This is a genomic window from Pseudomonas sp. NPDC087598 (genome assembly GCF_044743525.1).
Classification (GTDB): Bacteria; Pseudomonadota; Gammaproteobacteria; order Pseudomonadales; family Pseudomonadaceae; genus Aquipseudomonas.
Genome location: NZ_JBIUWQ010000084.1, coordinates 4318 through 17532, shown reverse-complemented (window position 1 = coordinate 17532; position 13215 = coordinate 4318). Strand labels below are relative to the sequence as shown.

The window sequence follows — 13215 nt, the reverse complement described above, 5'->3', positions numbered from 1 at the left end:
AATGAAAATCAAAACGAGAATAACTTTAATGAAACAAAAACAGACGATAACTCTTGCCTCGTGCCAGCCCTTGAGTTCAAAGTGGTGGTGTATCGGTGCCATGCGGAACACACGGCGACCGGTCAGCTTAAAGGAAGCAACCTGAATGACGACTGACAGGGTTTCCATCACGAACACGCCGCCCATGATGAACAGGACGATTTCCTGACGGACGATCACTGCGATGGTGCCCAAAGCTGCGCCCAGTGCCAGTGCACCGACGTCACCCATGAACACTTGCGCCGGATACGTGTTGAACCAGAGGAAGCCCAGACCGGCACCGATCAGCGCGCCGCAGAACACGATCAGTTCGCCCGCGCCCGGCACGTAAGGGATCAGCAGGTATTCGGCGAATTTCACGTTACCCGACAGGTAGCAGAAGATGCCCAGACCACCGCCGACCATCACGGTTGGCATGATCGCCAGACCATCGAGGCCGTCAGTCAGGTTGACCGCGTTGCTCGAACCGACGATCACAAAGTAGGTCAGCACGATGAAACCGGCGCCCAGCGGAATGCTGTAGTCCTTGAGCATCGGCAGGATCAGGGTGGTTTCCACCGGGGTGGTAGCGGTCATATAGAGGAAGATCGCCGCGCCCAGGCCGAACACCGATTGCCAGAAATACTTCCAGCGGCTCGGCAGGCCACGCGAGTTCTTCTCGATGACTTTGCGGTAATCGTCGACCCAGCCGATGGCGCCGAACAGCAGGGTCACCAGCAACACAGTCCAGACGTAACGGTTGCTCAGGTCAGCCCAGAGCAGAGTGCTGACGCCGATCGAAGACAGAATCAGCGCGCCACCCATGGTCGGCGTACCGGATTTCGACAAGTGCGATTGCGGACCATCGTTACGAACGGATTGACCGATCTGACGGTTCTGCAAAGTGCGGATCATCCACGGGCCATAGCACAGCGACAAAACCAGCGCGGTCAGCACACCGAGGATCCCGCGCAGGGTCAGGTACTGAAAGACCGCGAAGCCTTTGTAGAACTGTTGCAGATACTCCGCTAGCAGCAGCAGCATTAATGTTTCTCCAGACTGGACCCGCACAGAGCCGCAACGATGTTTTCCATCGCTGCACTGCGCGAACCCTTGATCAAAATAGTGGTGTTTGTGTCCTGCTCGGCGTCGAGGGCCTGGATCAGTTCGGCTTGCGTGCCGAAGTGATGCGCCTGCGCACCGAAAGCGTTTACGGCGTGAACCATGTTTGGCCCGACTGCATAAAGCGCGGAAACCTTGCCCCGGGCGTACTCGCCCACGTCGCGGTGCCCCTGCTCCGCCCAATCGCCCAACTCGCCGATATCTCCGAGCACCAGGACGGTGCGGCCGGAAAAGCCGGCGAGTATATCAACGGCCGCGCACATCGAGGTGGGGTTTGCGTTGTAAGTGTCATCAATCACGCGCATGCCGTTTTTCGCCAGTTGCGCGACGGTGCGGCCCTTGACCGGTTGCACCGCGCCAAGCCCGGTGGCGATGCCGAACAGCGACACGCCCAAGGCGTATGCGGCAGCGGCGGCGGCCATGGCATTGGCGACGTTGTGAGTGCCGAGCAGGTTCAGTTGAACGCGTTCGACACCTTCAGGTGTATGCAGATTGAAGGCCGGGCAACCCCGGGCATCGGTGCTCAAGTCGCTGGCGTAAAAGTCAGCCTGCGAATTGCTCAAAGCGAAGGTCAGCACCTTGCGAGCGCCCGCACGGGTCTTCCAGATGCCAAAAGCCTTGTCATCGAGATTGAGCACGGCGACGCCATCAGCCGCCAGCCCGTCGATGATTTCGCCCTTGGCTTCGACGATTTTTTCCGGGCCGCCAAACTCACCGACGTGAGCGGTGCCGGCATTGTTGAGGATCGCTACGTGCGGCTTGGTCAGGCCTACGGTGTAGGCGATTTCGCCGAGACGCGAGGCGCCCAGCTCGATCACGGCCGCCGTGTGTTCCGGGGCCAGTTCGAGCAGGGTCAGTGGCGCGCCAAGGTCGTTGTTCAAATTGCCGCGAGTCGCCAGCACCGGACCGCGCGTGCGCAGAATGCTCGCGAGCATTTCCTTGACCGTGGTCTTGCCGCTGGAGCCGGTAATGGCAGCGACTGGCTGAGTGAACGCCGCACGGTTCAAGGCACCCAGTTGGCCCAAGGCCTGCCGGGTGTCCTTGACCAGTAATTGCGGCAACGTACTGTCGGCGACTTCACGCTCGACCAGTGCGGCAACGGCGCCTTTGGCGGCGAGGTCGTTCAAGTAGTCATGACCGTCGAAACGCGGGCCGGTCAGGGCAATAAACAGTTGGCCAGGCTGGATCGCACGACTGTCGATGCTGACGCCGTCGAAACGGGCATCGGCGCTGATCAGGCGTGCGTCGAGCGCGTTGGTCAGCTCGCTGAGTTTCAGGGCCTTAAGCATGGGCCACCTCCCAAGCGGTCAGGGCGTGATCGGCCTCGACCAGATCAGAGAAGGCATGGCGCTCGCCGTTGATTTCCTGGTAGTCCTCGTGACCTTTACCGGCCAGCACAATCACGTCATCGGCTGAAGCGCCGGCAATCAGTTGTGCGATGGCCTGACCACGACCAGCGACGAAGGTGACTTTATCCACAGCCGTGAAACCGGCGCGGATGTCATCGAAAATCACTGCGGGATCTTCGGTGCGCGGATTGTCATCGGTGACCAGCACTTGATCGGCCAGACGCTCGACCACTTCGGCCATCAACGGACGCTTGCCGCGATCGCGATCACCGCCGCAGCCGAACAGGCACAGCAGTTGACCTTTGACGTGCGGGCGCAACGCGGTCAGGACTTTTTCCAGCGCATCCGGGGTGTGGGCATAATCGACCACCACCAACGGCTGAGTGCCGCCGCCCAGACGCTGCATGCGACCGGCCGGGCCTTCGAGTTTCGGCAGCACTTTGAGAATTTCGTCGAGCGCGTAATCCAGACCGAGCAAGGCGCCGACTGCCGCAAGGACGTTGCTCAGATTGAAGCGACCGAGCAAGGTGCTGCGCAGATGATGTTCACCCTGCGGCGTCACCAGTGTGGCGCGCACACCGTGGTCATCGAACTGCGCTTCGCGGCAGAACAGATAGGCGCTGCTGTCGAGCAGGCTGTAGGTGATCAACCGCGACTCACGTTTTTCCGCAGCCAGTTGCCGGCCGAAATCGTCGTCGAGGTTGACCACGCGGCACTTCAGATCATTCCAGGCGAACAACTTGGCCTTGGCCTCGGCGTACGCCTCCATGGTGCCGTGATAATCCAGATGATCGCGGGACAGGTTGGTCATCACGGCGACGTCGAACGCCAGCGCAGTGACGCGGCCCTGATCCAGACCGTGGGACGAGACTTCCATGGCCACAGCTTTCGCGCCGGCCTTTTTCAGGTCGCCCAAGGTTGCTTGTACGGCGATCGGATTCGGCGTGGTGTGCAGACCGCTTTGCAGTGCGCCATAGAAGCCGGAACCGAGGGTACCGACAATGCCGCAATGCTGGCCGAGCAGATCCAGCGCCTGCGCAACCAATTGGGTCACGCTGGTCTTGCCGTTGGTGCCGGTCACGCCGACCAGATTCAGGTGATGGCTTGGTTCGCCATAAAAACGTCCGGCGATATCTGACAGCTGCGCCGCCAGACCTTTGACCGGAATCAGCGGAACGTCGGTGATCGGCAGCACAGTGGCGCCTTCCACTTCATAGGCCACAGCTGCCGCGCCACGCGCCAGGGCATCGGCAATGTGCGCACGGCCATCGAATTTGCCGCCTGGCACCGCGAGGAACAAATCGCCCGCGCGTACGTTGCGGCTGTCCAGTGCCAATTCACGGATCAACAGATCGTGGCCGGCGTGGGGGAATATCTTGTTCAGACTTAATGACATCAGCCGCGCCCTCCATTGGCTTTCAGCGGAACGACCGGGGTGGCGTTGGCTTGTTGTGTCGCCGGCAGGTTGTCCGGGGTCACGTTCATCAGGCGCAAGGTGCCGGACATCACACGGCTGAACACCGGCGCAGACACCAGACCACCGAAATAACCGGCCTTGGACGGTTCATCGATCACCACAACAATGGCGTAACGCGGATCGCTCATCGGGCCGAAACCGGCGAACAGCGAACGGTAAGAGTTTTCGGCGTAACCCTTGGTGCCCACCGAAGTCTTGCGCGCAGTACCCGATTTGCCGGCGACGTGATACGCCGGCACCTGTGCACGGAACACGCCGCGCGGGGCCTCGATCACTTGCGTCAGCATGCCTTGCATGGTTTTCGCCACCGCTTCCGGCAGCACTTGCGTGGTTTGCGGCGGCTTGTCGGTTTTGATCAGGGTCAGCGGCGCGAGACGACCGTTGTTGGCCAGTGCCGAGAAGGCGTGGACCAACTGAATCGCGGTTACAGAGATACCGTAGCCGTAGGACAGCGTTGCGGTTTCTGCCTTGCGCCAATCGCGGTAGTTCGGCAGGTTGCCGACACGTTCGCCCGGGAAGCCGAGGCCAGTGTCCTGGCCGAGACCGACTTTCTGCGCGAGGCGGTAAATGGTTTCGCCGCCGATATCGAAGGCGACCTTACTCATACCGACGTTACTGGAATTGATCAGGATGCCGGTCATGTCGAGCACCGGCCCTTCGCTCTTGGAAACGTCCTTGATCGTGTACTTGCCGATCTGCAGCGTGCCCGGATACACCTCGACGGTGTCGCTCGGTTTCCAGCGGCCGGACTCGATCGCGGCGCTCATCGAAATGGCTTTCATGGTCGAACCCGGTTCGAACACGTCGATCATCGCGCGGTTACGCATCATCGCCGGTTGCAGGTTGCGACGGTTGTTCGGGTTGTAGGTCGGCTGGTTGACCATGGCCAGAATCTCGCCGGTCTTCACGTCCATGATCACCAGGCTGCCAGCCTTGGCGCCGTTCTCGATGATCGCGTTACGCAGTTCGCGGTTGGCCAGATATTGCAGACGCAGGTCAATCGACAACGCCAAGGGCTTGCCGGCCTTGGCGTTTTTGGTGACCTGGACATCCTTGATCAGCCGACCGCGCCGATCCTTGATGACCTGTCGTTTGCCCGGCACCCCGGCGAGCCATTCGTCATAGGCGAGTTCGACACCTTCGCGACCGTGATCATCGATGTCGGTAAATCCGACCATGTGCGCGGTGACTTCGCCGGCCGGATAGAACCGGCGGAACTCTTCAATGCCGTAGACACCTGGCACTTTCAGATCGAGTACAGCCTGCCCCTGCTCGGGGGTCAGCCCGCGCACCAGATAAATGAATTCTTTGTTGGCTTGCGCTTCAAGACGTTCGGTCAGGGCTTTCGGGTCCTGACCGAGGGCGGCGGCGAGTGCCGGCCACTTCTCTTTGGCGGTCTGCATTTCCTTGGCATTGGCCCACAGCGTGGTCACCGGGGTACTCACAGCCAAAGGCTCGCCGTTACGGTCGGTGATCAGACCACGGTGAGCAGGAATCGGGATATGGCGAAGACTGCGCGCATCGCCCTGACCTTTGAGGAAGTCACGGTCAACCACTTGCAGGTCGATGATGCGCCAGCAGATCGCCGCGACCATCACGCCGAGCAGCGCCACCATCAGGCGGAAGCGCCATGGGAACAGTGCGCCTTCGAGTTTCATCATGGCGCCACCATCTTCACGTCAGCCGCGCCGGGGATGTGCATTTTCAGTTGTTCGGTGGCCAGCACTTCGATCCGGCTGTGCGCGGTCCAGGTGCTTTGCTCAAGAATCAGACGCCCCCACTCGGCCTGTGCCTTGTCGCGCACGCTGAGTTCGTTATAAAGGGTGTTGAGCAACTGGCGGTTCCAGTGCGCGCTGTACGACACGGCGATGGCCGACACGAGCACGCCGATGAACAGCAGCAGCATCAGAAAGCTGCCGCCGGGCAGTGGCTTGGCGAAAAGCTTGCTCACCGCAACTTCTCCGCGACGCGCATGACGGCGCTACGGGAACGTGGGTTGGCTTTGAGTTCGGCATCGGAGGCCGTCTGCGCTTTGCCATGGACTTTGTTTTTCGGTTCGAACGCTACGTGACGAACCGGCAGGTTGCGCGGCAGGTTGTCGGCTTCGCCTTTCACCAGCTTGCGCATGAACAGTTTGACGATGCGGTCTTCCAGCGAGTGGAAGCTGATGACGACCAGACGGCCGCCAACTTCCAGGGCTTCCAGTGCGGCTTCGAGGCCGGCTTCCAGATCGCCCAGTTCGTTGTTGACGTGAATGCGCAAACCCTGGAATGCACGGGTGGCCGGGTTCTTGCCCTTTTCCCATGCCGGGTTGGCGACCTTCAACACTTCGGCCAGATCGGCGGTGCGCTCGAACGGCTTGATATCGCGACGTTCGGCAACGGCACGGGCCATGCGGCCGGAGAAACGTTCTTCGCCGTATTCCTTGAACACCCGGGCGATTTCCTCGGCCGGCGCGGTGTTGACGAATTCGGCAGCACTGATGCCACGGGACGGATCCATGCGCATGTCCAGCGGGCCGTCATTGAGGAAACTGAAGCCGCGTTCAGCGTCGTCGAGCTGCGGCGAAGACACGCCGAGGTCGAGCAGAATGCCGCTGACCTTGCCGGCGAGACCACGTTCGGCGACCACCGAACCGAGCTCGGCAAAGCTGCGCTGCACAACGACAAAGCGGCCGTCTTCGGCCGCTAGCGTTTGCCCGGTGGCAATCGCTTGTGGATCTTTGTCGAACCCGATGAGTCGACCGTCCGTGCCGAGCTGGCTGAGGATCAGCCGGCTGTGTCCGCCGCGCCCGAACGTGCCGTCCAGATAGCAGCCATCAGGACGTACGGCGAGAGCCTCGACGGCTTCGTCAAGCAGTACGGTGATGTGGTTAAAGCCGCTATCAATAGTCACAGGATCAAATCACGCAGTTCATCAGGCATCGCGCCCGGTTGTTGAATAGCAGCCAGGTCCGCGGCAGAAACCGCATTCCAGGCATCCTCGTCCCACAATTGGAACTTGTTCAGTTGGCCCACCAGCATCGCTTTCTTATCAAGCCTGGCGTATTCGCGCAGACGCGGTGGAACCAGAAAACGACCACTGCCATCGAGCTCGAGGTCGACGGCATTACCAATCAGCAAACGTTGCAGGCGACGGTTCTCTTCGCGAAGCGAAGGGAGTGCGCGCAACTTGGTTTCAATAATTTCCCACTCGTCGAGCGGATAGACACACAGACACGGATCAACGGCATCGATGGTCACGATCAATTGGCCGGAACTACGCGAATCGAGCTCGTCACGGTACCGGCTCGGCATGGCGAGACGGCCCTTTGCATCGAGACTGATAGCGTTAGCTCCGCGAAACACGCCTGCGTTTCTCCAATTTTGATCGGTTTGAGCTCAAAAAACCCACTTCATGCCACTTTCCGCCACTTGCGCACACTCGAGGAATGCGCCCACCACACCGTCACGGCGCGGATTAAAGGAAAACCCTTACAGAACGGAGATTTAGGAGCATAAAAGGAGGAGCAACGAGAATCTGGCGGATACTTTTGACCCATAACTTGATGCAGCACTGAAAGCTGCGCTCGAAAGTTAAAGTAATTTGTTAAGAGTAAGATTTTTTCGGTATTACAAAAGCGCTTCTGCTGTTGATTGAAGCAAGGTGGGAAATGGCTATTACTGCGTTTGCCGCTGCCGAACTTTCAGCGCAGGCCTGCTGATAATACACAGCCCTGATACCAGTGATTCAAGCAGGGAAAGAAAAAGGTGGAGAGTCGATCTGTAAGCCGGGTTCTGTCTTGAACAGTCATTCGTCTACGATGGCCATCACTGGACATCTTTAGCAACCTACCCGGTCCCAGCGCGGGCCACGCCTTGGGACCCTATTTGGTCTTGCTCCAAGTGGGGTTTACCTAGCCACGAACTGTTGCCAGACGTGCGGTGCGCTCTTACCGCACCTTTTCACCCTTACCGGCGCCGAAGCGCTTAGGCGGTTATTTTCTGTGGCACTTTCCGTAGGCTCACGCCTCCCAGGCATTACCTGGCACTTCGCCCTATGGAGCCCGGACTTTCCTCCCCCCCCTAATTTTCATAGAGGGCAGCGACTGTCCGATCGACTCTCCGCCGCGAAGGTTAACGGCAGAGCGGCCGAAGAACAAGCGCTAAAACCCTCAAGACCGCTATGGGCGACGGCTTACACGCTTTTCTGTTTATCCAGCGCGACCTGATACAGCACGTTTTTGCGCTCACCGGTGATCTGCGCTGCCAGTGCAGCGGCACGCTTGAGCGGCATTTCTTCGAGCAACAGATTGAGGATGCGCATCGCCTCGCTGCTGACGGCATCTTCAGACTCCGGCGCGCTCCAGCCGGCCACCAGCACGACACATTCGCCGCGCTGCTGATTGCTGTCGGACTCGACGAACGCGCGCAACTCAGCCAGCGGCAAACCTTTAAGCGTTTCGAAGGTTTTGGTTATTTCACGGGCGAGCAAGGCCTGACGCTCGCCACCGAACACCGCCTCCATATCCTGCAAACATTCAAGAATACGGTGCGGAGCCTCATAAAAGATCAACGTGCGCGGCTCTTCTTTAACAGCCTCCAGACGCGCCTTGCGCCCGACCGACTTGGCCGGCAGAAAACCTTCGAAGATGAAACGGTCGGATGGCAGACCGGCTGCCGACAGCGCCGCGATCAATGCGCATGCACCCGGAACCGGCACTACATTGATCCCGGCAGCACGGGCCTGGCGCACCAGGTGATAACCCGGGTCGGAAATCAGCGGCGTACCGGCATCGGAAATCAGCGCGACGCTATCACCAGCCAGCAAGCGGGTAATAAAGCGGCTACCTTCATCTCGTTCGTTATGTTCGTGGCAAGCGGCCAACGGCGTGGAAATCCCGAAGTGCTGCATCAGTCGCTGCGAGTGACGCGTGTCTTCGGCAGCGATCAACGAAACTTCGCGGAGGATTTTCAGTGCCCGGGCGCTGATGTCGTCCAGGTTGCCGATGGGCGTCGCCACCACATAAAGCGAGCCAGCAGCGGAATTCAAAGGACCTGGAGCAGTCAAAGCACACACCTCGTGATCGGTAAAAGCCGGCATTGTAACGCGTCACGAGGCTTGCGACGTGCACCAGCCACGCTCGGTTTTGCGTGTCGCTGTGCACTGCCGCAACATTTACTCCAGCTAAATTGCCCGTTTCACGCCACTAACATCGCGCCCCGGCCAGTGCTTGGGTACAATTCGACGCTAATTTGATCGAGTATCAGGAACACTTACATGATCGCTTGCCTGCGGCTGTTCACTGCCCTCTGCCTCGCTGCCCTGTTGGCGGCTTGCGCCAGCTCCCCTTCCTCCAGCCTTGGCGAACTTCCACGGACTCCGGATGCCAGCATCGAGCAATTGCTCGAACAGGCTACCCAGGCGAAAACCCCGGAAAAAGCCGCCCTTTTGCGCCTCAGCGCAGCGGATCTGGCTTATCGTCAAGGTAACGCCGGACAGTCCGCGCAAATCCTGCAACAAGTGCCTGTCGAGCAACTCAAGCCGGGCCAGCAGATTTTCGCCAGCACCCTGGCCGCCGAACTGGCCATGACCCGCAATCAGCCGAAAGCCGCGCTGACCGCACTCAGCCACCCAAGCCTGCAACACCTGGGTGAGATGCCGGAAGAGCAACAAGTGCGCACCGGCACCGTGCACGCCCGCGCTCTTGAAGCCGATGGCCAGACACTCGCCGCCGCCCGCGAGCGCGTGTTCATCGCACCGATGCTGCAAGGCGAAGCCGCGAGCAAGAACCACGAAGCGATCTGGACCCTGATTGGCTCGCTGCCGACCGACCAACTGCAACCGAACACTACCGACGATCTCGGCGGCTGGATGGGCCTGGCCATGGCGGTGAAATCCGCCGGCACCCTGGAACAGCAGCAAGCCGCGATCGACACCTGGCGCGCGCAGAATCCAAAGCATCCGGCTGCAATCAATCTGCCGCTGCCACTGACCAAACTCAAGGAACTGGCCAGCCAGCCACTGAGCAAGATCGCCCTGCTGCTGCCACAGGACGGCCCGCTGGCCGCTGTCGGCAAAGCACTGCGTGAAGGCTTCATGGCTGCGCACTATCAGGCGCAACAGGCCGGGCAGAAACCGCCGGCCATCGAGTTTTATGACAGCTCGAAACTGACCTCGATGGACGAGTTCTACCGCAAGGCGCAGGCAGACGGCGTGCAACTGGTCGTCGGCCCGCTGGAAAAACCGCTGGTCAAACAACTGAGCACTCGCCCGCAACTGCCGATCACCACCCTCGCGCTGAACTACAGCGAAGGTGATCAAGGTCCGGCGCAACTGTTCCAGTTTGGTCTGGCCGCTGAAGACGAAGCCCGTGAAGTGTCTCGTCGCGCTCGCGCCGATGGCCTGCACCGCGCCGCGATCATGGTGCCGAAAGGCGAATGGGGCGACCGCGTACTGCGTGCGTTCAGTCAGGACTGGCAGGCTAACGGCGGCAGCATCGTTGCCACCGAACGCGTTGATCAGCCGGTGCAACTGGCCCAGCAGATCGCCGACATGTTCCAGCTGCGTCAGAGTGAAGCCCGCGCCAAGAGCCTGCAAAATGCTGCCGGCACCAACGTTGCCGCACAGCCTTCGCGCCGTCAGGACATCGAGTTCATCTTCCTCGCTGCAACCCCACAGCAAGCGCAGCAGATCAAGCCGACCCTGAACTTCCAGTACGCTGGCGACGTTCCTGTTTATGCAACCTCGCACGTGTACAGTGCCAGTGGCGACGTCAACCAGTACAACGACATGAACGGCATTCGCTTCTGCGAAACCCCATGGTTGCTGGACTCCAGCGACCCACTGCGTCAACAAGTGGTTGCGCAGTGGCCGCAAGCCGCCGGCAGCCTCGGCCGCCTGTACGCGATGGGCGTGGATGCCTATCGTCTGGCGCCGCGCCTGGGTCAACTCAAAGCGCTGCCGGACAGCCGCATCGACGGTGAATCGGGCAGCCTCGGCATGACCCAGACCCAGCGCGTTGTGCGTCAGTTGCCTTGGGCGCAGTTCGTCAGCGGCCAGGTTCAACGCCTGCCGGATACTCCACGCTGATGCCCGACAGGTCACGCTCGCAAAGCGGCAAGGATGCCGAGCGCCAGGCGCTCGAGCATCTGCAGAATCAAGGTCTGCGCCTTTTGGCGCAGAACTGGTTATGCAAACGCGGCGAGCTTGATCTGGTCATGCTTGATGGCGATACAGTAGTATTCGTTGAAGTTCGCTACAGAAAAAACACTCAATGGGGTGGCGCGCTCGCTAGCATCGATGGGCGCAAGCAGCAGAAACTGATTTTCGCTGCGCAGTATTTTCTTCAGCGCGAGTCGCGTTGGGCCAATTCCCCCTGCCGCTTCGACGTGGTGGCCATCGACAGCCATCCGAGTCAGCTGAACTGGTTGCAGAATGCTTTCGATAGTTGACCTGCATCCAACCCGGACTTTTTCATCCGACAAATTTTGCTCTTTGCTTTGCGGGCTGCACATTCATGTGCCGAACAGCCGCGCTACTTAAGGTCACACAGATGGACATGCAATCCCGAATTCGCCAGCTTTTCCAGGCCAGTATCGACACCAAGCAACAGGCGATGGACGTACTTGCACCGCACATCGAGCAAGCCAGCCAGATCATGGTCAACGCCCTGCTCAACGAAGGCAAAATGCTCTCGTGCGGCAACGGCGGCTCTGCCGGCGATGCCCAGCATTTCTCTTCGGAGCTGCTCAACCGCTTTGAGCGCGAGCGTCCGAGCCTGCCGGCCATCGCCCTGACCACCGACACGTCGACGATCACCTCGATCGCCAACGACTACAGCTACAACGAAGTGTTCTCCAAGCAGATCCGCGCACTCGGTCAGCCAGGCGACGTATTGCTGGCGATTTCGACCAGCGGCAACTCGGCGAACATTATTCAAGCGATCCAGGCCGCACATGATCGTGAAATGATTGTCGTAGCTTTGACCGGACGCGATGGCGGCGGCATGGCGTCGCTGCTGTTGCCCGAGGACGTCGAGATTCGCGTACCGGCCAACGTCACTGCACGTATTCAAGAAGTCCACTTGCTGGCGATCCATTGCCTCTGCGATCTGATCGACAGCCAACTGTTCGGGAGTGAAGAATGACCCCTAATCGCCTTGGCCTTCTGGCCTTGACCCTGTGCCTCGGCATCAGCGGCTGCACCTCGGTGGTGAATGCCAGCCGCGAAGCGCCGATTGAAGATGACCGCGGCACCCGCACCTTCGGCAGCAAGATCGACGATTCGCTGATCGAAACCAAAGTGGGCGTGAACGTGGCCAAGGCCGACCCGGCACTGGACAATGACTCACATATCGTCGTCACCAGCTTCAACGGTGTTGTGCTGCTGGCCGGTCAGACACCACGCGAAGACCTCAAAGCCAAGGCCGAACAGGCTGCCGCCAACGTACAGCGCGTGAAGAAGGTCCACAACGAGTTGCAAGTGCTGCAGCCCTCCTCGCTGCTGGCTCGCCAGAACGACGCGTGGCTGACCACCAAGATCAAGACCCAGATGCTCACCGACGCCAGCATTCCCGGGTCGCGCATCAAGGTCGTGACCGAGAACGGCATCGTTTACCTGCTCGGTCTGCTGACCAAACAGGAAGCGGCGCAGGCGACCAACCTGGTACAGGGCGTTTCCGGCGTACAGAAGATTGTGAAACTCTTCGAATACATCGACTGAACACCCACCCTGTAGGAGCTGTCGAGTGAAACGAGGCTGCGATCTTTTGATCTATAAAAACAAGATCAAAAGATCGCAGCCTTCGGCAGCTCCTACACGGTGGTACCGCAGGTCATAAAAAAAGGCGATCCATTCGGATCGCCTTTTTTATTACTTCACCACTTTCAAACTTGGCCGACCACTTGGGCGCGGAGGCTCGCTGTCCGGTGGCGGCAGGTCATCGTCCTGCTCGATATCCTCTTCGTCATCCATCGGCGACTCGATATCGAACACCATGCCCTGACCGTTCTCCCGGGCGTAGATACCCAGGATGGCGCTGATCGGCACGTACAGACTGTGCGGGACACCACCGAAGCGACCTTCGAAGGTCACCACGTCGTTGTCCATGTGCAGATGACGCACGGCACTCGGCGAGATGTTCAGGACAATCTGCCCGTCACTGGCGAAACCCTGCGGCACCTGCACGGCCGGGTATTCGGAATTGACCAGCATGTGCGGGGTGCAATCGTTATCCACAATCCACTCGTAGAGCGCGCGGACCAGATA

General features: G+C 59.8%; 13 protein-coding genes and 1 other RNA gene. 4 read left to right on the top strand and 10 right to left on the bottom strand.

Annotation, left to right across the window (positions count from 1 at the left end):
• From mraY to rsmI, 9 genes are all read right to left on the bottom strand, one after another.
• On the bottom strand, positions 1–1062 hold a 1062-nt coding region (gene mraY / locus ACIOWE_RS28080), incomplete at its 3' end, for a phospho-N-acetylmuramoyl-pentapeptide-transferase (RefSeq protein ID WP_401398107.1).
• Positions 1062–2429, bottom strand: coding sequence for a UDP-N-acetylmuramoyl-tripeptide--D-alanyl-D-alanine ligase (gene murF / locus ACIOWE_RS28075; protein ID WP_401398105.1), 1368 nt, complete (start codon positions 2427–2429; stop codon positions 1062–1064). The genes murF and mraY, both read right to left, overlap by 1 nt.
• Positions 2422–3885: a UDP-N-acetylmuramoyl-L-alanyl-D-glutamate--2,6-diaminopimelate ligase gene (locus ACIOWE_RS28070; RefSeq protein WP_401398103.1), complete on the bottom strand. Its 1464-nt coding sequence runs from the start codon at positions 3883–3885 to the stop codon at positions 2422–2424. The genes murF and ACIOWE_RS28070 overlap by 8 nt, the downstream gene beginning before the upstream one ends.
• On the bottom strand, positions 3885–5624 hold the full coding sequence (locus ACIOWE_RS28065) for a peptidoglycan D,D-transpeptidase FtsI family protein (RefSeq protein WP_401398109.1): 1740 nt from the start codon (positions 5622–5624) through the stop codon (positions 3885–3887). The genes ACIOWE_RS28070 and ACIOWE_RS28065 overlap by 1 nt, the downstream gene beginning before the upstream one ends.
• On the bottom strand, positions 5624–5917 hold the full coding sequence (gene ftsL, locus ACIOWE_RS28060; RefSeq protein WP_007917008.1) for a cell division protein FtsL: 294 nt from the start codon (positions 5915–5917) through the stop codon (positions 5624–5626). Before ftsL ends, ACIOWE_RS28065 begins: the two co-directional genes overlap by 1 nt.
• Positions 5914–6861 carry a 16S rRNA (cytosine(1402)-N(4))-methyltransferase RsmH gene (gene rsmH, locus ACIOWE_RS28055; protein ID WP_401398102.1) on the bottom strand — a complete coding sequence of 316 codons (948 nt, stop codon included), beginning with the start codon at positions 6859–6861 and terminating at the stop codon, positions 5914–5916. The genes ftsL and rsmH overlap by 4 nt, the downstream gene beginning before the upstream one ends.
• Positions 6858–7313, bottom strand: coding sequence for a division/cell wall cluster transcriptional repressor MraZ (mraZ, locus tag ACIOWE_RS28050; RefSeq protein WP_103306219.1), 456 nt, complete (start codon positions 7311–7313; stop codon positions 6858–6860). Before mraZ ends, rsmH begins: the two co-directional genes overlap by 4 nt.
• A 402-nt stretch (positions 7314–7715) precedes the next feature.
• Positions 7716–8069, bottom strand: an RNA gene (gene rnpB, locus ACIOWE_RS28045) — RNase P RNA component class A.
• Between the two features lie 73 nt (positions 8070–8142).
• Positions 8143–9048, bottom strand: a complete 906-nt coding sequence (gene rsmI, locus ACIOWE_RS28040; RefSeq protein ID WP_401398100.1) for a 16S rRNA (cytidine(1402)-2'-O)-methyltransferase — start codon at positions 9046–9048, stop codon at positions 8143–8145.
• 177 nt (positions 9049–9225) lie between these two features.
• Between rsmI and ACIOWE_RS28035 the strand changes: the two genes are divergently transcribed.
• The 4 genes from ACIOWE_RS28035 to ACIOWE_RS28020 all read left to right on the top strand — a co-directional run bounded on the left by ACIOWE_RS28035 (position 9226) and on the right by ACIOWE_RS28020 (position 12669).
• A complete protein-coding gene (locus ACIOWE_RS28035; protein WP_201236865.1) occupies positions 9226–11037 on the top strand; it encodes a penicillin-binding protein activator in 1812 nt (603 codons plus the stop codon).
• Complete coding sequence (locus ACIOWE_RS28030; protein ID WP_150592666.1) at positions 11037–11399, top strand: YraN family protein; 363 nt, start codon at positions 11037–11039, stop codon at positions 11397–11399. Before ACIOWE_RS28035 ends, ACIOWE_RS28030 begins: the two co-directional genes overlap by 1 nt.
• A 101-nt stretch (positions 11400–11500) precedes the next feature.
• On the top strand, positions 11501–12094 hold the full coding sequence (locus ACIOWE_RS28025) for a phosphoheptose isomerase (RefSeq protein ID WP_008082788.1): 594 nt from the start codon (positions 11501–11503) through the stop codon (positions 12092–12094).
• On the top strand, positions 12091–12669 hold the full coding sequence (locus ACIOWE_RS28020) for a BON domain-containing protein (protein WP_103306223.1): 579 nt from the start codon (positions 12091–12093) through the stop codon (positions 12667–12669). Before ACIOWE_RS28025 ends, ACIOWE_RS28020 begins: the two co-directional genes overlap by 4 nt.
• 150 nt (positions 12670–12819) lie before the next feature.
• On the opposite strand, the gene ACIOWE_RS28015 is transcribed toward ACIOWE_RS28020, so the two are convergent.
• Positions 12820–13215: ClpXP protease specificity-enhancing factor (locus ACIOWE_RS28015; RefSeq protein WP_401398098.1), on the bottom strand; the 396-nt coding region annotated here is incomplete at its 5' end.